General features: G+C 51.2%; 24 protein-coding genes. 19 read left to right on the top strand and 5 right to left on the bottom strand.

The window, feature by feature from the left end; genetic code table 11:
- Positions 1-11: 11 nt before the first annotated feature.
- The 5 genes from AC07ZE_RS29215 (at position 12) to AC07ZE_RS29195 (ending at position 2,822) form a co-directional block, all read left to right on the top strand.
- On the top strand, positions 12-404 hold the full coding sequence (locus AC07ZE_RS29215) for a hypothetical protein (protein WP_171017137.1): 393 nt from the start codon (positions 12-14) through the stop codon (positions 402-404).
- A complete protein-coding gene (locus AC07ZE_RS29210; RefSeq protein ID WP_057978950.1) occupies positions 401-589 on the top strand; it encodes a hypothetical protein in 189 nt (62 codons plus the stop codon). Before AC07ZE_RS29215 ends, AC07ZE_RS29210 begins: the two co-directional genes overlap by 4 nt.
- A gap of 462 nt (positions 590-1,051) precedes the next feature.
- Entirely contained in the window at positions 1,052-1,861 is an 810-nt protein-coding gene (locus tag AC07ZE_RS29205; protein WP_057978946.1) for a hypothetical protein, read from the top strand.
- 121 nt (positions 1,862-1,982) lie between these two features.
- Positions 1,983-2,414, top strand: a complete 432-nt coding sequence (locus AC07ZE_RS29200) for a hypothetical protein (RefSeq protein ID WP_057978944.1) — start codon at positions 1,983-1,985, stop codon at positions 2,412-2,414.
- Positions 2,415-2,465: 51 nt separating this feature from the next.
- Positions 2,466-2,822 (top strand): hypothetical protein, encoded by a 357-nt coding sequence (locus tag AC07ZE_RS29195; protein ID WP_125919935.1) that lies wholly within the window; start codon positions 2,466-2,468, stop codon positions 2,820-2,822.
- Between the two features lie 32 nt (positions 2,823-2,854).
- Here AC07ZE_RS29195 and AC07ZE_RS29190 read toward each other — a convergent pair whose 3' ends face one another.
- The gene (locus tag AC07ZE_RS29190) at positions 2,855-3,664 is read right to left on the bottom strand and encodes a hypothetical protein (protein WP_057978952.1); all 810 of its coding nucleotides are present in this window, start codon (positions 3,662-3,664) and stop codon (positions 2,855-2,857) included.
- Positions 3,665-3,812: 148 nt separating this feature from the next.
- Here AC07ZE_RS29190 and AC07ZE_RS29185 point away from each other — a divergent pair, with 148 nt between their 5' ends.
- From AC07ZE_RS29185 to AC07ZE_RS29165, 5 genes are all read left to right on the top strand, one after another.
- Entirely contained in the window at positions 3,813-4,514 is a 702-nt protein-coding gene (locus tag AC07ZE_RS29185) for a hypothetical protein (protein WP_125919934.1), read from the top strand.
- Between the two features lie 160 nt (positions 4,515-4,674).
- Positions 4,675-5,739 carry a helix-turn-helix domain-containing protein gene (locus AC07ZE_RS29180; RefSeq protein ID WP_057978938.1) on the top strand — a complete coding sequence of 355 codons (1,065 nt, stop codon included), beginning with the start codon at positions 4,675-4,677 and terminating at the stop codon, positions 5,737-5,739.
- 76 nt (positions 5,740-5,815) lie between these two features.
- Positions 5,816-6,292 carry a hypothetical protein gene (locus AC07ZE_RS29175; protein WP_057978788.1) on the top strand — a complete coding sequence of 159 codons (477 nt, stop codon included), beginning with the start codon at positions 5,816-5,818 and terminating at the stop codon, positions 6,290-6,292.
- Positions 6,293-6,411: 119 nt separating this feature from the next.
- Positions 6,412-7,896: a DUF5710 domain-containing protein gene (locus AC07ZE_RS29170; protein WP_057978786.1), complete on the top strand. Its 1,485-nt coding sequence runs from the start codon at positions 6,412-6,414 to the stop codon at positions 7,894-7,896.
- A 416-nt stretch (positions 7,897-8,312) separates the two neighbouring features.
- On the top strand, positions 8,313-8,708 hold the full coding sequence (locus tag AC07ZE_RS29165) for a hypothetical protein (protein ID WP_057978782.1): 396 nt from the start codon (positions 8,313-8,315) through the stop codon (positions 8,706-8,708).
- A 428-nt stretch (positions 8,709-9,136) separates the two neighbouring features.
- On the opposite strand, the gene AC07ZE_RS29160 is transcribed toward AC07ZE_RS29165, so the two are convergent.
- Entirely contained in the window at positions 9,137-9,655 is a 519-nt protein-coding gene (locus tag AC07ZE_RS29160) for a hypothetical protein (protein ID WP_057978779.1), read from the bottom strand.
- A 196-nt stretch (positions 9,656-9,851) separates the two neighbouring features.
- Between AC07ZE_RS29160 and AC07ZE_RS29155 the strand changes: the two genes are divergently transcribed.
- Positions 9,852-10,679, top strand: a complete 828-nt coding sequence (locus AC07ZE_RS29155; RefSeq protein ID WP_125919927.1) for a hypothetical protein — start codon at positions 9,852-9,854, stop codon at positions 10,677-10,679.
- A gap of 69 nt (positions 10,680-10,748) precedes the next feature.
- On the opposite strand, the gene AC07ZE_RS29150 is transcribed toward AC07ZE_RS29155, so the two are convergent.
- Positions 10,749-12,233 carry a hypothetical protein gene (locus AC07ZE_RS29150; protein ID WP_125919926.1) on the bottom strand — a complete coding sequence of 495 codons (1,485 nt, stop codon included), beginning with the start codon at positions 12,231-12,233 and terminating at the stop codon, positions 10,749-10,751.
- A 648-nt stretch (positions 12,234-12,881) separates the two neighbouring features.
- Positions 12,882-13,241 carry a histone-like nucleoid-structuring protein, MvaT/MvaU family gene (locus AC07ZE_RS29145; protein WP_057978773.1) on the bottom strand — a complete coding sequence of 120 codons (360 nt, stop codon included), beginning with the start codon at positions 13,239-13,241 and terminating at the stop codon, positions 12,882-12,884.
- A gap of 222 nt (positions 13,242-13,463) precedes the next feature.
- Between AC07ZE_RS29145 and AC07ZE_RS29140 the strand changes: the two genes are divergently transcribed.
- Together AC07ZE_RS29140 and AC07ZE_RS29135 are read left to right on the top strand one after the other, a co-directional pair.
- Complete coding sequence (locus AC07ZE_RS29140; protein ID WP_057978771.1) at positions 13,464-14,003, top strand: hypothetical protein; 540 nt, start codon at positions 13,464-13,466, stop codon at positions 14,001-14,003.
- Complete coding sequence (locus AC07ZE_RS29135; protein WP_057978769.1) at positions 13,993-14,502, top strand: hypothetical protein; 510 nt, start codon at positions 13,993-13,995, stop codon at positions 14,500-14,502. The genes AC07ZE_RS29140 and AC07ZE_RS29135 overlap by 11 nt, the downstream gene beginning before the upstream one ends.
- Positions 14,503-14,913: 411 nt before the next feature.
- On the opposite strand, the gene AC07ZE_RS29130 is transcribed toward AC07ZE_RS29135, so the two are convergent.
- Positions 14,914-15,297, bottom strand: coding sequence for a DUF4870 family protein (locus AC07ZE_RS29130; protein ID WP_125919925.1), 384 nt, complete (start codon positions 15,295-15,297; stop codon positions 14,914-14,916).
- A 157-nt stretch (positions 15,298-15,454) separates the two neighbouring features.
- On the opposite strand from AC07ZE_RS29130, the gene AC07ZE_RS29125 reads away from it, so the two are divergent.
- From AC07ZE_RS29125 to AC07ZE_RS29100, 6 genes are all read left to right on the top strand, one after another.
- On the top strand, positions 15,455-16,354 hold the full coding sequence (locus AC07ZE_RS29125; RefSeq protein WP_057978764.1) for a hypothetical protein: 900 nt from the start codon (positions 15,455-15,457) through the stop codon (positions 16,352-16,354).
- 200 nt (positions 16,355-16,554) lie between these two features.
- A complete protein-coding gene (locus AC07ZE_RS29120) occupies positions 16,555-16,713 on the top strand; it encodes a hypothetical protein (RefSeq protein ID WP_158004329.1) in 159 nt (52 codons plus the stop codon).
- A 97-nt stretch (positions 16,714-16,810) separates the two neighbouring features.
- A complete protein-coding gene (locus AC07ZE_RS29115; RefSeq protein ID WP_057978762.1) occupies positions 16,811-17,056 on the top strand; it encodes a hypothetical protein in 246 nt (81 codons plus the stop codon).
- Positions 17,057-17,331: 275 nt separating this feature from the next.
- Positions 17,332-17,745, top strand: coding sequence for a TraR/DksA family transcriptional regulator (locus tag AC07ZE_RS29110; RefSeq protein ID WP_010466510.1), 414 nt, complete (start codon positions 17,332-17,334; stop codon positions 17,743-17,745).
- Positions 17,746-17,847: 102 nt separating this feature from the next.
- Entirely contained in the window at positions 17,848-18,417 is a 570-nt protein-coding gene (locus AC07ZE_RS29105) for a hypothetical protein (RefSeq protein ID WP_057978761.1), read from the top strand.
- Positions 18,418-18,505: 88 nt separating this feature from the next.
- Entirely contained in the window at positions 18,506-19,441 is a 936-nt protein-coding gene (locus tag AC07ZE_RS29100) for a DsbA family protein (RefSeq protein ID WP_057978759.1), read from the top strand.
- The last annotated feature ends 281 nt before the right edge of the window (positions 19,442-19,722 follow it).

The raw sequence follows: 19,722 nt of genomic DNA, 5'->3' as shown, positions 1-19,722 counted from the left end.
AGGAGATTGCAGTGAGTCATATTGTCAGAGCAAAAGTCGCAGTGTCCTACACGGACATCGACGTTCTTATGAAGGCCTTATCAGGCCTGGGTAACCTCTACCAAAACGAGCAGCTATACCGAATTGGCGTAGGGCTCACTTCCGAGCGGTACCAGTTGGTATTAGTTGATCCATCAAACTCCAAGCATCGCCTTGGGTTCAACCTTGAAAACGGCGTTTTCAATCAGTTTGTCGAGAACTACGGTTCGTCCGGTGACTGGACTAAATCCGTGAGTACGCAAATTGTGGACCGCTACTTGGCCTATCACTACGCCAAGCAATTGGAAGCGGAAAATTACAACGTGTCGATCGTGGCTCAGACCGATGGATCTCTTGAGGTTGTGGCCGAGGAGGTGGTGTGGTGAAGCGTGTAGTCGTGAGCATCAAAGGCGGAAATGTGAGTGCTGATTTTCAGGGCTTTCAAGGTCGCGCGTGTGAAGATCTTGAAAAGCGTATTCGGCCGGATGGCAGTGAGGTGAATGAGGTACAAACAAAGCCGGAGTACGACTTTGCCACGTCCGAGTCACAAACCCAGGCAGTGACTTACTGACGTCCACTTGGCGGCGGTCAGGCAGTTCGAGGTAACTCCGCTGCCTGGCTGCGGCGCCCTTCAGATCGGTTACTAAGATTCTTTCAACAGAGATCACCTCTTGAATAAATCTCTCCCCCATAAGCGCAGGATTGTAATCCGTGATGGCGTGGTCGTCGGATTCGCTGACGAGGTAAGCCTAGTCGGACTGCAGGTCGACTCATTCCTTAAGGAGCGTGTGTCACATGTTGTTCCGAGAGCGTTGCTCCTGCAGAAGGTATTCACGGTGCTGAGAAGATTTTTCTCTGACACCTCTATGGTTGCCGTCTGGACCAGGCGATGGAAGTGTCAATGGAATGTGCGCATTGACAGCGTGACATTTGGCCCTTTCGATTGCCGGGAGCAGGCAATAAAGTTCGAAAAAGAGAAAATTTACAGCATGGGACGTTTCACTCAATCGCACCAAAAGGGCGGGGTGGCACCGTGAAGTTCTCTAGCCGATTTTCTCTTGTAATCCTCCTATTCCTTGGCTTGGGAGGGCAGGCGTACGCCCTATCTTCCAGCGACCAAAACGAAGGCGCACTTATTACTGAGGGCGCTGAAAGCAGTGGATTCAATGGGTCACTTGGGATTAAAGAATCAATTTTGCTTAGCCGCGATCAGTGGCGAAAGGTCATTGTGGATGGTAAGACCCAAATAGAAATTTGCCCTGGTCGGTACCGCGGTGCCAGTTGGTGTCGGGTGCCTGATACCGAGGGTCTCAACTCGTTTATGGGTGGAATGGTTACCGGTGAGGCCTATCCAGCTGAAAAAGCTATTCATTTGCTTGCAGGAAAGGATGCACGAATCCTGGAAATGCGTGAGAAGGGTGGAACCTTAGAGATTCTCTATGGCGCACGCTTTAATGGGGATACGGTTCGACGATCCGGTATCGAAAGCATTGCGGTAGCGCGACCCACTGAAGAAGACAAAGCCGGCGTAGCAAGTGCCTCGATCATCTTAAATACCGGGGTAGGGTTTTTGATATTGGTTTGTCTTGGGGTTGTTCTCGTTGGTGTCTTCGAGGAGCGCGCATCGCGTAGACGGCGTATCGATGGGCCAACAATGCAGGAGTCTCTCGTGGCGAGGTTGCGTGAAGAGCAGCGCTTGCTAAATCCCCCTGACAGGGAGATTCGCCAACCTGCACCTCTGCAGACTCTTTCTGAGTCGTCTAAGTCGAGAACTGAAAGTCCCCCGATTGATACCGGAGCCCACACCGTCGCCAGCAAAGGGCGAAGGCTGTTCATTGATTGAAACGCTTACTCCATAATCAGTTCGCTTCATGCCTGTCCGGGCTCACTTCTGGGCCCGATTAAACTCCCTTCTTACTTGCGCAAGCCGATCATTGAGCCTCTCAACGGTACTCGAGGAAGCTATGCGGCTCATCACACTTACCACTGGGGCATCGCTGAATGCCGGATTGTTATTTGTCTCCTTACCAGGTGGTCATCGGCCTCTTCTCATCGATGCGGTCGCGATTGTTCTGGCTGTTATTTCCAGCATCGCGATTTATCGATGGTCTCCGCGCTTAATCAAACTGGTCCTTTTGATTTGCTATCTGTCCTGGCTCGCTGTCGCAACGACGCTGGGCTTTAGCTCAACACTGAGCATCGGGTCGCTGCAGACGTCGCTTGGATCATTCGTGAGCGTTTCAATCGTCTTTGAGTTGCTGGCGGCCGGGTTAGCTATGTGCGCGGCTGCAGGCTACTTGGCAATCGTCGAGATGCGTAGACAGGACGCCCGTGAACGCAATGAATCCGCCAGCTCAAAAAGTCCCACCCTCAAGGAGTGTGCAGGAACGTTGTGATTTGGTCCTTACATTCACGTTTCAGCGGCTATAGCAGGGAGCTCAGGAGTCATGAGGAATTTTTTAACGGTATTGGTGGGTGTTTGTGTCTCATTGAGCCAGTGCACAATTCAAGGCGTCACAAGTTTTTTTGGAGCGAATCCAGCGCTTGAACGATTGAAGGATGCTGATGACGGGGGTGAGCATCTATCATTATTGATTGAGCCGTCTAAGCCGATCAGGGCATTTACCGATGCGGAGCAGCGTCTTGCAGGCCTGGACGGGGCCTATAAGGCAACCGGCATGACACACAGGCTTCATGCAGGCGAATCTGTTATTTGGATGCGATATCCAACTCCAGCTGGAATTGCACGAGCATTGGAATATAAAGGACTGGCAGGGGAGCCAGTCCAACTCGTTGAAATATAGACAGATGCTGGGTGTGGGTCCCATGATGGGAATTAGCAGACTGCCTGATTAAGGGGTAAGGTATGCCTTGTTTGCGGGTACCCCTCAGTCGTTAGGAGAGCTTGAACTGCACGCATTCTTCGGCTTTCAAAGTCGCCAGTGAATGCAGGTAAATGTGCTCGGATCCTGCAGATTTTTGCAGTTCTAGCCCTAAGCCAGTTTGCATCAGAGGTTAGGTTGGCTCCCGGATTCGAAGCGAGAATGGCGGATACTTTTAGTCGTAGCTCATCTGTCATTCGCACTCGACCGAGGATGTGAAAATCACTATTTCGTATTGTCGAGCAATCTGCATGACTCATGGCCGCGGCGTTGGACGGAATGCCGCAGGCGAGTTTTCGCGTACCCAGAATCGCGCAAGCTTCTTCAAAAAGATCACCGCCGCTCATCTCACCAACCTGAAGCGGAATAATGACTCGAACGCCCATATCAACCCATTTCCGTATTGAGTCTGCGTAAAGCACCCAGAGCCTTCTCGTTTCCACCTGGTCACCAATTACGTCCGGCGCTACGACGCTTAGATTGGCCGGCTGAATGGTGTTTGTCGCAATCGTCTCGTAGGCGCTAATGACTTTGCCCCAGTCCATCTCCTGCTTCTTCTGGAAGGCGGTGAAGGCGCCGCTGTCGACAAAGGCCATTCCCCCCTGGTCTAGATGCTTTGGAATGGCGAGGTGTAGTTGCGCCAGCGTCAAAAGGGTCGCTACCACGCCTACTGGCATACCTAGTTGAGCTATTGCTCGAAAGTCAGAAAAACTCGTCATTCCTGAGTGAAAGGCGGTGGTCCACGGGTGGTCTGGTACGTTCATAGTCTGACTCGAGTTTTGATTTGCAACGATTTTCATCGAAATAGCAAAACTGCAAGTCTGACCAGATCTGCTCCATTCTCAGTGCCAGATCACCAGCATTGTGAGCCCCGGAGTTGAGATGCTAGCGGGAAACCATGGAGCGAAAACTGTGCACATAGAATCACTGTTCAACGATCTTAGCGTTCTAGGTCTCAAAGCCATTTATCCAAGTGGTAATGCCAATCCCAGCCATCAGTCGAATCATGAGGTGCTTGGAGGCTTTGTGGCGCCTGGCCGATCTGGTGGGTACCTTGTTCGGTACTGCAGCGTCGACCAAGAGGAACTGGTTGAAGTACTTCGGCGACACGACGTAAAAGACCCAGAAGGAATCAGCGCTGACATCATAATGAATTCGATTTCAGTGGATGATGAGCGCGCATTTCTGCAGGAGGAGGCTTTGCAGATCCTTCATGAGGGCCTTGCGTTTATTCGGTCGCAGCCGGTTCGCCGTCAGCGCCAAATAAGCCATATCGCAGATGCCTTGTATCTAATTCCGCTGTCCGTAACGGGCATGGATGACAGAAGCCTGGAGAACCTAAGAGAGCAGGTTGGAGCAGCTCGCTCGCAACTGGTCGGCGCCGGTGCCCGATTCAGGAATTTGAGAACCTCAAGTGGTCGGTACACACCTAGCATGGGCATTATCGCGATCCTGATTTGTGTGTCTGGGGTCGACGCTGGCCAGGCATTTTTTAATCAACGATTGATGTACGCCGGTGTAGCAGGATTCATTTCTCTTTGCCTTGTCGGTGTTTGGGTGATGAGTTTTTGGCGCGCAAAGCGAGAACGAGTCGAGGGTAAATCAGCGTCCTAGACTTGCTTTCAACGACTCTAAACGTCCTGTATCTTTTCCGGGCTAGGAATTCCCCGTTAAAAGCAGGAGGCTTAAAGAGACGGTAACTTGTCTGTTGGTGGCTGCCTTGCATGTTCGAGAAACCATGAGAGCGTCAATCCAAACCCCAAAGGTGTTTGGTATGACGACCGAAAAATATCCTGAAATTCCCCTCGCATTCAGGTGGCATGCAATTAAGGTGGCGCTGAAAAAACAGGGGCATTCGCTGACCTCTCTTTCCAAGAAAAGTGGCGTTACGGGGATAGCCTCAGCCGGCAAAAAACATTACCCCGCTGCTCAAGCGGAAATTGGCAAAGCCCTTGGCGTCTCAGAGAAGATTCTTTTCCCTGAGCGATACGACGTGTCTTGGTCTCAAGAAATGCAGGCACAAGTTGAAGAGCTCATGCCTGGCTTGTTTGCGCTTCCTGAGACAGAGGAGCCAAAGCCACTCTTCATCACCATGGTGGAAGAAAAATCTTTGATGGCGGTCGATATTACGTCGATCCCTGCAGAGGAGCCTTCCAGGCTCACATGGGTAAAATCCGAACTTCGAAACCGCGGGTTTGTCTTGGGTACTCTCGCTTCACATATCGGCGTTCCTCGATCAGCTTTGGATAACTTGGGAAGTGCTCGGTCACCTTCGCTTCAAGCGTTGGTGGCGACATGCCTAGGTATTACCCCCCAAGCAATCTGGCCGGAAAGATATGATGACCAAGGTGTGGCTATACCTTCGCGTCGCAAAGTCGAGCGTCGGTGGACTGATCGAAAAATGGAGTACCAACTCGATCTTTCTGAAGGACTCTGGTTGCCCATGCGAGATCTGACAGGGCTGCCAGGCATGGGCAACGACGTCACCTTCATCATCATGCACGGTGAGAATCAAGGTTGGAAAATTCGTGAGCGGTTCGGTGTTTATGAGGTCGCATTCGATTCATTACCGACAGAAACCCGGTCCTTTCTCCTGCTCCCTACAGCCAATCGAAGCGTTACCGCTGCTCAGGATTCCTTTCATGGGGTTCGGATCGTTTCGCATAGCGTGACCCAAACTAAAGGTGTTGTTGATGTCGCTCATGTGGATGGCGAGATTGCTCTCAAGGTAACTGATGGCAACTCATGCGTTGAGGTAATGCTTGATCGTCGTGACGTTGCGACACTCGCGCCAGCTCTGCTGGACGCAGCAAAAGCAGCTGCTGACTCAGGTGGTTAGTTGGCGGTGAAATTGGCGGCAAAACGTTGCATTTAAGACATGGGATGTAGTGTTGATAGGTGCAAAGGAGAGACGAATGCCACTACTGAACGTTAGCCCGTACCTTGAACTAATCGCGACCTCTATCTCGATGGAGATTATCTCTGTCTCGCAACACGAGGTTGAGGAATGTCTCATCGCGGCCTTGAGTCGCGCAGGGAACCATGCCCTATGGAATACCGCCGGCGAAAGCTTGCTGGTGCATCCGTTCGCAGTAATGTCACTTATGGACGACTGGCAGGAAGTCTTAGCAATCAAACTCTGTCTTGATGTCGAATGGAGCGATCAGGTGTTGCTTGATCCACAGTTTGAGCTGACCACTGCCGCGTTTCGCGATTTGATTCAAGCCTCCGCGACAGCGGTGCTGAGAACACCATCCCCAACCATGGAACGGTCTTCAAACGATCTGCGTGAATCAATTTCGTTGTCGTCCTCGAGCGGCGAACCCTTGAAGCAGGCGCTGATCCGGATTGCGAGGCAGAAACAAGGGCTGAGGTTGGTTTCCGCGGCGTAGGATTGTATTTGGGCCCGTTCCAAGGGGCAGACACACCCCAAACGATGGCGAGAGCTGAATAGAGTTGCCTCATACAGGCCTGCTTGACCAGGTCGCGGGATTTATAAGGCACTCATCAGATGCAGATACGGTTCGGCCTCAATGCCCTTGAGCTAAAAAAGCATAATCAAGTCCAGGTCATTTGGGACTCGGAGAAACTGGTTAACGGCCATACGCTCCTGGTAGGAATGAGTGGTGCAGGTAAGACTTTTCTACTCCGGAAAATGATCTCGCACATGCTCCAAACGTCTGGCTCATCAGTCCCGCGCATTCACGTGTTTGATATTCACGGGGACCTTGAAATACCAGGCGCCTCAGAGGTTCGCTTTAGTGAGCGTTCGAACTGGGGGTTAAATCCATTACGAGTAAATCCCGATCCTCACTTCGGTGGTATTCGCAAGCGCGTGCAAGCTTTCATTTCGACAATAGAGCGAAGCATGAGGGCTATGGGAACGAAGCAGGAGGCTTGTCTACGTAACCTTCTGCTCGACGTATATGCCCAGTATGGATTCAAACAGGATGATCCTTCGACCTGGGTGGTCGAGGAGGAGACTGCGGTCATCATGACCGACGGCCACGAAGATAGGTTGTTCATTGATGTCCCGAAAGGGGAGAAGGATGAGGCAAAGGCCCTCGGGGCTCGCTGGAGCGGTGGACCGCTGTATTCGTGGTACGTTGCGCAAGATCAGTACCAAGGCGCTATCACGAGATGGCCACCTAAGCTCATGGCGCGGACACATCCCTGCATCAAGGATGTGCTGCGGATGGCTCAGAACATTCATCAGCAGTCGTTTTTAGGAACAAGTGCTGAAGCAGTTAGCTACCTGGAGGTTGCGAACCGATCTGCAGCGGCCTATCGGAAAAAGGCCATTCAGGCGCTACGCAAAGGTGAAGCCAATTTCGAAGATGAAGCAGCGAAGGTCGACCTGGATAAGGCCAAGGCGAAGGCTATCGATTCATTCACGACGTATGTTGAGGCTATTACTACCGGCAGAGAGTTGACATCGCTGATGAAGTACGACAGTACAGACGTACTGAAGTCAGTGGTCGATCGGCTTCAGAATCTGGATGCCATCGGTATTTTCAAATCCGTACAACCTCCATTCCACGAATCAAATCCTGTCTGGCGCTACCACCTTCAGGCGCTCTCGATGACGGAAAGAAAATTATTTGTTCTGTTTCGTTTGGAGGAGATCTTCCTGGCGGCCGTTGAGCGCGGGCCACAGGATCGGATTCGAGACGTGATCATCCTGGACGAGGCGCATGTGTTCGCGGATGAAAGTGAAGACAACATCATCAACACGATCGCAAAAGAGGCGCGTAAGTTCGGTCTCATGCTCGTCGCAGCCTCGCAGAGCCCGACTCACTTCCCACAGGATTTCGTTGCATCGGTTGCGACAAAAGTTGTGTTGGGCATCGACGAAATTTTTTGGAAGCCCAGCGCGACAAAGTTGCGCCTTAGGGAAGACGCGTTGGCGTGGGTCACACCTACCAAAACGATGCTTGTTCAACTGAAAATGAAAGGGGAGACCCAGAATGACTGGCACTGGTGCAGCATTGCGTAGCGCAGTTCAAAAGTTTCTTTTGCTTGCTGTGTGTGGGTTGCCACTGGCGAGCTATGCGAGCGAAGTAGATATCAAATCGCAACAGATGCTGGAGCGGCTAGAGAGTATTTCTATGCCAATCGGCCGTGGGGCTATCTTGCAGGATCGCCTTGGGTGCCTCTGGAGCGTCATGGAAGGGGAAAAGGCACCTCGCCTGGTACGACTGTCAGATGATGAGGGAAAGCCTCTGTGTAGCGTTGTGGCGGACGCCACGGCGGATAAGACTATTCCCCCTGAGGAGAAGTAGTGATTTAATCGTGTTTCTGTCCTGGCGTATGTTCGCTGGGCTTTGAAGCTGCTCCTTGCAGCACCTTTTCTAACCCTTGGGGGATCTCTTCCCCTTTGGGGATGGGTCCTCCTTTTTTTGGAGTGAACCCATGAGAAAACTACCCGACCAAACCGAACAATCCTCGCAATTCGTTCGTGAGCATCAAGATGAAGTCGACCACCTGATGACCGCCTGTGTTGAGGCCGGTCGCCAGTTTGTCGGTCGGCACGGCACGATGTTGCAAGCAGGAACAAACGCTGTTCTAACTCGCTTCCTGGATTCAAAAAATCCGGTGGCCTTCATGCTTAAGTTGCGAGAGTTTGCGTCTGTTTTTGCAGGTACTGCGGTTTCATTAAGCTACTGGGGATTGGTTGACGCGATTGGTGCGTTGGCTGATGCCGTCGGTACTCAATGGATGTTTATGTCCGAGGAAACTCGGCTTACCAGGCTGCAACACTCAAAGGAGCACCTGGGTGAATCTCAATTATTGGTGATTGCCTCCTAAAGGAGCCGACCCGCGCGCAAAAAAAAGCCCGTCCCTTTTTCAGGGGCGGGCTTTTTTTTATAGCGTGTTATGTCTGGGTGATGCTTCATTGCAGTACGCGCCGGCGTTCGCGTCGTGAATCAGAGTTCTGTCAGGCGGATGAATCTCTGCGAGCGACATCTGAGAAACTGATTCCAGATTTGCGTCGCATCCATTCTTTTGCCCTGATAGTCCGATCAGTTCCGTAGGAATTGCGGCGGCCAGGAGACCGTTGCTGACCGCTGCACTGAAGCCGATGAGTAAAAGCGATCCAATCCCCAAGCCGGTAGCTATTGTTTGCCTTGTCAGCACGATAGTGACCTCAAGCGATTTGACATGCTTGAGGCTACGCCGACCAACCTACCTGGGTTCCTTGATTGGTACCAAGGAAGGGTAATCGAGTTTCTACTTCAGTCGACCAAATTACGGATTGCCTCTTCGTCAGGATGGCGCTGGGCAGCTGTTTTAAGTGTGGCTATTTCGTCATCTGTTAGGCTGCGGTAACCATCAGGTTGGGTGGTGTCGATAATAAAATTGACCTGCCCCTTCAATGCGTCCTTTAGGCCATAGTATTGGTTGTACTGGATCAGCTTGTTGGATTCATCCTCGCGTTCGTCTGCAACAACCATTAGCTGACCTATGGCTATCAGGTTTGCAGCAATCGACGCACCCTCGAGGGTGATTGATTCTTCAGTCATGCCGAAGGATGCGCTGACCTGATCGAGCGTTGGGAGAACCAGCGCCATAGAGCCGTTTGGATACTTACGAAGCTCGTAAGCGCCGTCTGTGTACTGATCCTGTAGGAGGTGTCGCATAGCGGTCAGAACAGTCTGCTCGAATGTGTGGCAGTAGGTACCATAGATGTCAAAAAGAGCCTGTGGTGTGAGCTCCAGTACGGTGTAGGGTTGAGGCGTAATGTTGGATTGCATGATTGAATTCCTAACGATCAGAATTCTCAAAATGCCTCAATATCCAATAATGCAAGGTCCGCAATAACTTGCGAAATCACCTTGCAGATTAAAGAGTCCGTTGTAGCCTCCGATAGTTATGCCATGCCTAGGATCAAGACCTGGGGGTCTGAGTAACGCACCGGCAGTCGCTGGGCTTCGTGAAGGAAACCGATTTTTGGCAACCATTGATCAATCTCAATTGGCTGGACCAGCGCTAAATTTTGGCAGATGGCCAGGCTGGATCGCTGAAGCAATTCCAGCTGCGGTTAGGGTGCTTCCCTATTTCTTTGCACTGACGTTTTTTGCAGCTGTAGTGGCGATCACTTTGCTTCTGGTGGTCGGCAAGGCAGCATTCCATCTGTTTAGTTTGGCTAGTCCGCTTGTATTTGTCCTAGTAGCGTTATGTGCTTGGAAGTGCGGAATGCTACCTGGCGGTGCCGTTGTCCGAAGCAGCATTGGCCCAGGATCTCCATGGCGAAGATTTTTCAGAATCGCAACGCCCTTGGCCCTCGTTATCGGGGGTGTTTTAAACCTCATCGCGCTCGTGGCGATGATTGGTGCTGATGCGATGGCTTGGAAGACCGGTGTCTTGCCCAGAACCGCTTTCCCTATGGAGCTGCTCGATCCTGAGAAGCGTACGCTGCTCGTCATTTTGTACACCACAGCGGTTGAGCAGCAGTTAGGGCTGATGCCCCTCTTCGTGGTCATGGGGGGACGCTTGGAGCCCTTCCTAATTGCTGCGGTGATTTCGCGCCGGTTAACGTGGAATGAGGCCTCCAAAATTCAGTCATCGCTGACTAAAAGCGAAAAGTTTTGCCTGGGCCCGATGCGTTTGCTAGTTCTTGGGGGCGTCTGCCTGCAGGCTTCAGCACGTATGCTTGATGCCACGTCGAGTTGGTTGGGGGTCGCCTTGTTACTGATGAGCATCTGTGGCTGGCTGTTCTATTGCAGTTTGATTACTGTGGCGTCGAAAGATTTAGTTCGAGTAAATAATCAAGAATAATTTATGCGACGGCGGACTCAGGTCCGCCAGTAATTCAATGTGCGGCATAAAACCGTGTATATAGTCCCTTTAGTAGAGATCAAATCTTGTTTGTTTTGGTATTCTTCTGAATCCCAAGGAAAAACCATTAATATAAGTTCTGAAAACCAAGCATAACTCCCATGTGTCTGTTTCGACGCACGTGGTCGATCGAAATTTTGATGGTAGTGCGTCGCCTTCCGAAGCATCATTGAGCTCTTCAAAAGCAGCATCGATCATGTCGTCGGTTAAGTTTTCGTCGTAGAATGCATCAGATACGTCTATAAAGCGGCCAAATTTATCAAGTATGTTCAGTGGGTAGATAGTTCTTAGAGCGTTTCTATGCATCTTCTTTAAAATGTCAAGATTTGGGATTTGATCAATTTCAAAGTAAGAGCTTTGAAATGTTTCACGACTGAAATTTAAGCTGTGAAGCCCGAAGAATCCAACTGGTTTCCACCCCATAACCAGTTTCTCAAGAAGGGCTTCAGCCTGTCTTGCATCGCGTATTGACGAGTCGGAATAAGTCGTTAGGTTCGCATACTCTTTGTTTCGTCTAAATGATGAGGCGTTTTCGCCTTTTACGCCAAACACTAAATTCCAATTAAAGGCAACCGGAGAGGCCCCTCTCATCCATGCAAACACATGGTAGCGAGGCGAGCCTTCAAGGTCGCCGGCTTGAATTACGTTTATTAGCATTCTTCCTGAGACTGGTACTCGCTCAGCGGCAATAGTTCCGGTAACAGGATTTTTCGCTGAAATGACGGCATGAAGATCTTCAATTGTTATAGATATGTTTTTATCAGTAATGAGTTCTTCTTCTCGTGACCAGCTTTTGATTAGCTCTGCTATGGTTGAATCTGATGCTTTTTTGGTCGTCTCAACGTTGACGGTTGACGGCGTTTTAGCGTCCTCGCTGGCAAAGATGCTTAGTGATGTCTGCTTAAATCTTGGTGGCGGTGACGGGGCCTGGGTATACGAGGTGAGAGAGTCTAGTGATAGTTGTCTTCCTGCTTCGGCCATAACTTCGCGCTCGATGTCTTTAATCGAGTTAGTTAGCTCTGAGGAATATTTCCAAACAATTTTTTCGTATGTGCGTGGAGGTACCAGCTTTAAGACACTACGTATGTCAGCGGAAGTCATGCTAAATGTATGGGCGAAGGTGCGTACTTCTTTGCATAGCATCAAATACTCTGCAGAGTAGGCCTTTTCATGTTGATCTATTAACGTCCCATGGGTGTGGCATACCCAAATCCCGTTTTTGATGTCGCTTAGTTCGTCTGGTGTTTTGCTCGAAGGTCTAGGGCATCCAGTTTGAGTGGCACCATATATGTGAGCTGCGACTCCGATTCCCCCAGACCTAAGCTGGTCAGTAGGCGTGCCATCTTTTTTTTTCTTGGTAACGGCCATTGTTGTGGGTTCTAGGCATAGTTCGTAGCTACAGGTATGCCCAGCACCAGCTGCTAAAGCTATTCTTGTTTCAGGAGAAAATTCTGCCCTGCATGTAGATGAGCCAGTCTTTTGATTTTCTGCCACGATGATTTTTCACGTCGGTTGTGTGGTTGAAGGATGTGTCAAATGCGATTCGCATGGCAACCTTTTACAGGGCGTGTGGACGGAAGGGATTTCCCAAAAAAAAACCCGACCTCAAGAGGTCGGGTTTTTTCTCCGTCACCGAAGTGAGGATTTGTCTTAGCCTGATATGCCAGTTTCCTGGAAAAACCCTGCAGTGCAGGGTGGAGGCGAATCGGTCCTTTGGTGGGCTTTCGCTTTCCATGTAACCGACTCTCATACCATCATGCGACTGCAGTTGTTTTTTGGATAGGATCATCCGAGGCACCGACTGCTGACCTCGCCGTCCAGAAGAAGAATCTTCTGAACAGGATTCACACAAAAGTGTGAACCCCAGCTTTATGGACAGTGGCAGCCTTCTGGACGTCTAAAATCAAGTGGCGTCTGATCTCGCAGGTGAACTGGAGATTGGACAAAATTCTGGAAGGGTGAAGCATTAAGAATTGCTGCAAGCAGCTAGGCTTACGCCGTACTGGTGAACAGGCACCAGAAGAAGAGGCTGAATAATGCCATCCCAAATGCGGATTAGCAACATGTGACCCTTTCTACCCGTGAAGTCTGACACTAGGGCAAAATTAAGGCCCGAAGTGGGCCTCAATGCAGGTCCGTGCTTTAGGCTTGAAGCCATTTGTCGACTTCGCCGGCGCCGTGCTTTTCCTTCCAGCTTTTGAGAATTTTGTGGTTGCCGCCTTTGGTCTGAACAGTTTCGCCTGTGTGTGGGTTTTTGTAGACCTTCACGACACGCTGCCGCCGCTGAGCGACAGGCTTGGCGCCAGGGCGCTTTAAAGCCTGTGGGTCAAGCAGCAGAATTATGTCACGTAGACTTTTATTGTACTGTCCCATCAGATCCCTAAGTTTTCTTTCGAATTCGAGCTCCGCTTTCAGTCGTTCATCGCTGGAAAGTTCGTCCAGGCGGCGTTGCAACTCCTTAATGTTTTCTTCTGTGCTGCGGTATTCATTGATTAGGGACATGAGAGGTCTCCAGTGGTTGATATGGGTTGTGCGCCGGCGACGGACAATCAGCCATGAGAGCGCTGTGCGGTTGACCAGAAAAGGGGGCAAACACTCCCCGGAGCACGTTCATCAAATGTCAGACTAGCTCCTCCAGTTCTAATGATCGTGACCCGGAATGTCATGTTTTCTTGCATCTTCAAATTCTCCTGTTCAATGGACGTACGTACAAGGAGATCCACCATGAATCAGAGTCACATTGCGCTTCGCGAAATGATGAGAACGGTGCCTACCCTGAACTTGGTTGTTGGAGAACTGAGTGGTGGAGCACCAGCGTTATTTGCAGGTACTGAGCCTATAATGCGATGCCGCAACACGGTGCTCGGTGCTGCTTATGCAGAGCTCATCGTTGCCGCTTTGCAGAGCCTGGAGGCCCTAACCAGCCCCGACATCGATCCAAGTCTAGCCGGCGAATCAAATGAGGGTAATGGTGCTGGCGACCTTGACCAGGTAACCCATTTGATTCGAAGCGTCCTTACTTTGCAGCCTGAACTCGCACCGAAAAGTGACCTATACACCAAGCTTGTAAGGGCTGCGGTTGAACCTTTTTTGAGGTCGACTTCCATAGCTCCTATGTTGCCCCAGCACTCTTCTAATTCGGGGGCCACACAGATTCCAGAGTTTTTAACATGGCTCAGTCAAAACCGCGGGGAAACTGAGCCTCTTTCCCTTGTGGAGCTAACTGGTCTTGCCACCTCTTGGATGAGAATGAATGTTCAGTAGTAATCACGGTTATGAGGCTAGTTGGCCAGAGTTCGCTGATTCGGCAATGGATTTGCTCAATCCAATTCGGTTGTTTTTTAAGGCTGCTCATCAGCATCATCAGGCTCATAGCACGAAATCCTTTAGCGTCGGTGAGGGGAGTAATACGCGGTATCTGTCATGCGAGGTTCGACGATCCGATCTGACCATTCAGACTGACAGCGCGGATACGAATCGGGTTGATCTTCGATTCTTTATTGGCAACGGGGTGTATGGCACCACCCAAACGGCCGCTGCGGTGGCAGGTCTAAAAGCTGAGCTCCAGGACATGGTCGAGGGTTCAATCTCCCACCGCCGGATCCGCAATGCTGACGGAGCTTTCAAAGCCGTTTTCTGCGATGGTTCGGTGACGTTGAAGGCGGAGGGGAATACCCAAGGGTGGATCATTCAGGTGTGCCTGATGATTCGTGCGAGCGCTATGACTAGAGGTTTAGCGTTGAGCCATTCGGCTCAGAACTGAGTTTTTGATTTGTTTGGCGAGCATGTGCTCGTTATTCAATGGCCATCAGGCCGAACCAGCTGCGGTGCAGCATCTCGAAACCCTTGCGGGCTCATACCCCGCTTTGGGGAGGAGCTCGTTAACTTTTGGAGCTCCTCATGAAAATAACGTTGTTATTGCTTTTGTCTCTTGCACTTGGCGGCTGCGCCGGCAATTCACGAGTGGAAGATCCGGACGCAAAGCTTTATACCGCTCCAGCGCGAATCGTTCCGGTATGTCAGCAGTTCAGCAGTGGGTACCAGTGCATGTGGATTGAGCTTGGTCATCCAGCTGGAAAACGCAGTGGGGGTTCTTCGCGTGGAGTCGTAAGAGAGCAAACAATCTAAACGTGTTCTGATGCGCGAGAAAAAACCCCGAGTGATCGGGGTTTTTTTATGCCGGTAGGTTTTTCCTGAGGTTGTTCAGGCCAGAACCAATCTGGAAGCAGACCCACGCGAACCAGGCCAGCAAGACTAGGTAACCAACTCCAAATTTGATTGTTATACCCCCCAGCAAAAGCCAGACAATGCTCCACCAACAAACCTGCACCTGGCGGCGGAAATGAGTTCGCCAAACCTCATCCTGGCAGCGAAGGTTCATGTGGGCGATGACAGCACCTACGACGGCAGTAATCCCGACAATAAAGCCAGCGGCGTACAACCCGTAAACCAACAATGCAAGCCGATCTGGGCTGAGCAATTTTGACAAGCGATCGGTTCGAATGACCTTCATTTCCATTCCCTTTGTGACGTTGCATGTTACTGAATGTGCTTCCATTGAGCATGCCTCCATCAATGCACATAAAGGGCGCTATTCGAGATGCAAAACGGTGCCAATTACCATCTAAAAGGATGCCGATGTAACCTTGCAGTTAGAACGCACTATGGAATGATTTGAGCATCATTCGGATTGAAACCTAGAGGAGAGGGGATTGATGAATTACCTTGGAATGGCGCTTGCGGTGGCTATCGCATCAACGGCGGGTTGCGCTATGCACGACCGTGTAAGCAAGGCCCAGTCTGAAGGTGTGGGTTCCGCGCCTGTGGCTGGTGTTGAATATGAGTTTCGTGACTCTGAGGTGGTAACACTCAAGCACGCAAATGCCACGCCTTTGCAATTCCGCGCTGATGCTACTCCGGTGGATAAGGTGTTCAGTGTGTTGGGAATGCCCTCGCTTAAAGTTGCACCAGCTGGGTCATACACAGCAAACCAGCTCCACACGGCGACGGCCGAACAAACGAAAAAATACATCTCATCGGTCGCCACACCAGCTGGTCGAACTGGTAAGGACATCGAGGCAATTGGCTTGAATGCCATTGGCGGGAATATGGGGGCCGCTGGCATGGCCCTCAGTTTGGTAGCCGGTTCTCCAAAGTATGATCCTCGCGTAAACCTCGGATTTCTTGTGTGCTTCGAGCATGCAGATCAAACGGATAGTGTTACGGACGCCGTCTCAAATTGTTCGAAGAAAATGAATGCGATGTTTGCGTCTGCAGTCACCAACGTAACGAAAACCATCAATGTCCAAAATGGTCAGTTCCGCACGGGATCAATAGAGACCGAAGCTGGTGTCAAGACAGCCAAGGTTTTCTTGGGGCGTCGTGGGGTACTTGCTTCTGATGGGTATGCGCCGGCCGACCGGGGAGGATACGCGGCTCGCATTGTTGCCATTCCAATCAACAGTGAAACGACCTCAGTCATGGACAAGGTCCTGTTCTTGGATAACGGCAATGTATCGGCCGCTGAAGTAGCCTCGGCTCTTTCGAGAAATCTCCCAGAGGGTACTGCTTTTTACCTTCCCGATCAGAAAAGCGGGCCAGTTGGCGCCTACTGATTGCAGAGCTATTTCTGGAGTGGGGCCGGTATTGGATTGGCCCCAGCCATTGTGTACCATCATCTCTCACTCGGCCTTTGGCTGATCCCTTCGGGGCAGGTACAGCTTGACCTGAGCTCTGCTAATTCAAGCAATCTTTCAACCCACCAGGGGACCTCATTCCCCTTCTGGGGCATGGGTCTCCAACGCTTGGAGTCCTTATGGAAATTTTGCTCTACATCATCGCCATGTTCGGTGGCTCATACCAATACGATCCGCAGTTTTTCTGGTCGCTGATGGCCTTCCTCGTACTTGCCGCTTTGGCGATCCTCTGGGGCATTGCTCGAGTAGGTAAGGGCCTGGATCGCAGTAAAAACTGAACCCTCGGATTTTGCCGAGCAATCTCGTAAACCTTAAATGACCCGAGCGGGGCTACTCCCGTTTGGGTGTGGTCTCGCTCCTGATTATGGAGTAACCATGAAACCTCTAATTGCATGCCGCCAAGTACTCGGTGTGGACACATACCGCGCAACAAACGAACAGGCTCAGCTTGTGACCCTGGCCATGCGTAGCTACGGCCATTTACTAAAGGACGGCACACCAACCGTTCACCGCTTCAGTTTCGATCAGTTCGCTGACGCCATTGAGGCTAATTACTCTGTGACGGCACCTCAGACAGCCGCGATCGTATCAACGCTGAGGGATGTGCATAGTCTTCAGTAAATGCCCAACAGAAAAGCCGGCTTTGTCGCCGGCTTTTTTTTGCCTTCAGAAATGCATTCAGGCCTTTGGGTTTACGACCTCAGAAAAGAAACGGATAGACCACTGACGTGAGGTGGGGGGCATTTCTTCCCATATGGTGTGAAACAGACTCAAAAGAAACTTTCGGTGAGCGCCATCAGTGAGTGAGAGGGAGGCCGAAAGGCAAGGTGAGAAGGGTACTTGCAGTTCTGGCTCTGCATGGATGATGGAGATTCAAATAACTGCTGGAGGCAAATGTGACTAAGAGTGAATTGCTGGCGATGCCGGCGTCGAGTTACATGAACAAAGACCAACGTATTTTCTTTGCGTCACTTGTTGGGCAATTGGTAGAGGCGATTCGAGCCCGAATTGAGGCGAAGAAGCCAGAGCTCGAGCGTGTCGAGTCGTTTTCCGATCCTACCGACACTGCAACGCTTGAAGAGCTTCGGCAACGTGTAGCTGTAGAGATTCAGCGCGACACCCAGCGTATTAAAGCCCTTCAGGAAGCTGCACGGCGAATTTCCCAGGACGACTTGTTCGGGTTCTGTGAGATTTCAGGAGCTGAGATTGGTTTAGCCCGAATGCTACTCCTACCGGAAGCTCGTTTATCGGTAGAGGAACAAGAGCGCCAGGAGCGTCTTGCTCGCCATCAGTCACAACGAATTGCCTAAACCACCAATCGCGCATGGCCGGACTGCACCTATGGCTGGGGCTGATTAACGAAGCCATAGGTCGTCCAGGTGCTAGGTTTGACCCACCCAAAGGAAAATGAGATGCAGCCCTTGAAAACCTATAAATCACTTCGCAGCTTGTTTTTCTTGAAACGGAAGGAAGCTCGATCCGTACTTTCGCGTTTTGGTCGCGAGGAAAGCCGTCTTCGTGAATGTGAACGCAACCTCGGGATCCTGGATGCTAAAGGCGGCGGAAGAGGGCTGAGCCGAAATGACATTTTCCTTTACCGCTCCTATCAGGACCAAGCCACCTACTACCGAGTGAGGATGGGGGCTCTGGCATCGACCCTCAGTAGCTATGGAACCGCCTTTTATGAGTTGCTGGAGCAACTGGATCACTACACAACGTTTGAGGATCGTCTGACGCTGCTTAGCGCTCGCTATCAGGAACTCCCCGGTAACAAGTGGAACGATGCGTCTCTGCATGAATTAGTGGCCCGCTACAAGGCTGAGGGCGCATCTCTTGACGGTGGAAGAGGACCAGTCCTCGCATGTTTATTGGCAATGAATGGCCAGCTAATTACAGAGCCAAGCCACGCTCGACAGGCTATTCAATTCCATGCGCCAATCCTCCACATAGCTCCTGCTTTGCGGCTTATCTCCAGCCGGTGATTGCGCCCATTATGAGGGGCTGATTGGCCCCTTCCTGCTAGACAATCCTCTTAATGTTTCCTGCAGTGCTACCACTTCAGGAATCGCCATGACTCTTCGCCTCAAAACGTTTATTCCAACTGTTCTAACCGCTGTTGCTCTCAGCCAGGCTGTCAGCTACGCAGCACTCAACGTCTGGGGGGAACAATACCTGACCAGCAAAATGGAAACCGCGGCCTCCATGCGTGAAAAGGCGGAGATCGAGGAGTATTCGAAAGCGCAATTCGCGAAGTTCTCAGCTGCCGCGGACGAGGTGCCGAATGACGCGCGCGTATACGGTGAGTTGAAAGCACGATTCACCCTGGCCGAGTTTTCCGACATGGAGTGTCCTTTCTGCAAGAAACTTCACCCCAACCTCAAGGAGATCGTTGATCGCTCCAATGGCGCCGTCAATTGGCAGTGGCGTCATCTACCGTTGAGCTTTCACAACCCAGCTGCCACTGACGATGCCAAAGCAGCTGAATGTTTCGCCGAACAGAAAGGTAACCGTGGCTTCTGGGTTTTCCTCGACCAGATCTTCGATAAATCTGCAGGCAATGGTGGTGGTGTGAAGGACATGCCTGACATCGTCAAATGGCTTGGCGGCGACAAAGTCAAATTTGCCCAGTGCATGAGCAGCGACAATTACAAAGACCGCATCGCCGAGCACATGCGTATGGGAGAGAAAATTGGCGCGACAGGCACGCCGGCCACCGTCATCATCGACAATCTCACCGGCGAGAAAGAGTTCGTTTCAGGGGCGCAGCCAATCAGTGCATTCATTTCGATCATGAAGAAAATGATGGTCGGGGAGAAAGCGGAAGCTCAGGCCCAGGCTCAGAAAGAACAAGGTCAGCCGGTTGATGGCGGTGATGTCGTCTCGCAGAAAATTCTTGGATATGGCTCCCGCGCTGATGCTGCTCCCTCGGTAGATGCCAAACTTCCCACCGTCCCCACTGCACCAGGTTCACAGCCGTCGAACGGCGCCAGTCCTGTCTCCAAGTAAGCCTTTGGTACAGCCCCTGTGGAGGGGGCTGTGCCTTAATCCGTAACAGGAGACCTGGTTTGTCGTCCTCTTCGATTTTATCTTCTCCAAGCGTTGTAGGTGGCGTATTTTTCCCTATCGCTCTTGGAGCCGCGTCTTTTCAGATCCTGGTGCGATACGCCTCAGTGCGCATGTCCGGTGATGCAGCGAATGTTACAGAATGGATTGGTTATGGGCTTTTGGGGTGCTGTGCGCTATTCGCTATCCATGGACTGTACGAAATAATAGCTGCAGTTTCACGT

The sequence above is a fragment of the Pseudomonas sp. GW101-3H06 genome (assembly GCF_059424605.1).
Note: the sequence above shows the minus strand (reverse complement) of the source record. Positions and strands in the feature narration are given on the sequence as shown.

What these genes read in the sequence shown, in the direction of transcription:
- AC07ZE_RS29170 (WP_057978786.1), top strand. Translation starts at nt 6,412, where the DNA reads ATGCAGATACGGTTCGGCCTCAATGCCCTTGAGCTAAAAAAGCATAAT.
- AC07ZE_RS29200 (WP_057978944.1), top strand. Translation starts at nt 1,983, where the DNA reads ATGCGGCTCATCACACTTACCACTGGGGCATCGCTGAATGCCGGATTG.
- AC07ZE_RS29130 (WP_125919925.1), bottom strand. Translation starts at nt 15,297, where the DNA reads ATGGAAGCACATTCAGTAACATGCAACGTCACAAAGGGAATGGAAATG.
- AC07ZE_RS29140 (WP_057978771.1), top strand. Translation starts at nt 13,464, where the DNA reads ATGAATCAGAGTCACATTGCGCTTCGCGAAATGATGAGAACGGTGCCT.
- AC07ZE_RS29195 (WP_125919935.1), top strand. Translation starts at nt 2,466, where the DNA reads ATGAGGAATTTTTTAACGGTATTGGTGGGTGTTTGTGTCTCATTGAGC.
- AC07ZE_RS29105 (WP_057978761.1), top strand. Translation starts at nt 17,848, where the DNA reads ATGCAGCCCTTGAAAACCTATAAATCACTTCGCAGCTTGTTTTTCTTG.
- AC07ZE_RS29175 (WP_057978788.1), top strand. Translation starts at nt 5,816, where the DNA reads ATGCCACTACTGAACGTTAGCCCGTACCTTGAACTAATCGCGACCTCT.
- AC07ZE_RS29160 (WP_057978779.1), bottom strand. Translation starts at nt 9,655, where the DNA reads ATGCAATCCAACATTACGCCTCAACCCTACACCGTACTGGAGCTCACA.
- AC07ZE_RS29100 (WP_057978759.1), top strand. Translation starts at nt 18,506, where the DNA reads ATGACTCTTCGCCTCAAAACGTTTATTCCAACTGTTCTAACCGCTGTT.
- AC07ZE_RS29180 (WP_057978938.1), top strand. Translation starts at nt 4,675, where the DNA reads ATGACGACCGAAAAATATCCTGAAATTCCCCTCGCATTCAGGTGGCAT.
- AC07ZE_RS29145 (WP_057978773.1), bottom strand. Translation starts at nt 13,241, where the DNA reads ATGTCCCTAATCAATGAATACCGCAGCACAGAAGAAAACATTAAGGAG.
- AC07ZE_RS29190 (WP_057978952.1), bottom strand. Translation starts at nt 3,664, where the DNA reads ATGAACGTACCAGACCACCCGTGGACCACCGCCTTTCACTCAGGAATG.
- AC07ZE_RS29165 (WP_057978782.1), top strand. Translation starts at nt 8,313, where the DNA reads ATGAGAAAACTACCCGACCAAACCGAACAATCCTCGCAATTCGTTCGT.
- AC07ZE_RS29135 (WP_057978769.1), top strand. Translation starts at nt 13,993, where the DNA reads ATGTTCAGTAGTAATCACGGTTATGAGGCTAGTTGGCCAGAGTTCGCT.
- AC07ZE_RS29115 (WP_057978762.1), top strand. Translation starts at nt 16,811, where the DNA reads ATGAAACCTCTAATTGCATGCCGCCAAGTACTCGGTGTGGACACATAC.
- AC07ZE_RS29120 (WP_158004329.1), top strand. Translation starts at nt 16,555, where the DNA reads ATGGAAATTTTGCTCTACATCATCGCCATGTTCGGTGGCTCATACCAA.
- AC07ZE_RS29125 (WP_057978764.1), top strand. Translation starts at nt 15,455, where the DNA reads ATGAATTACCTTGGAATGGCGCTTGCGGTGGCTATCGCATCAACGGCG.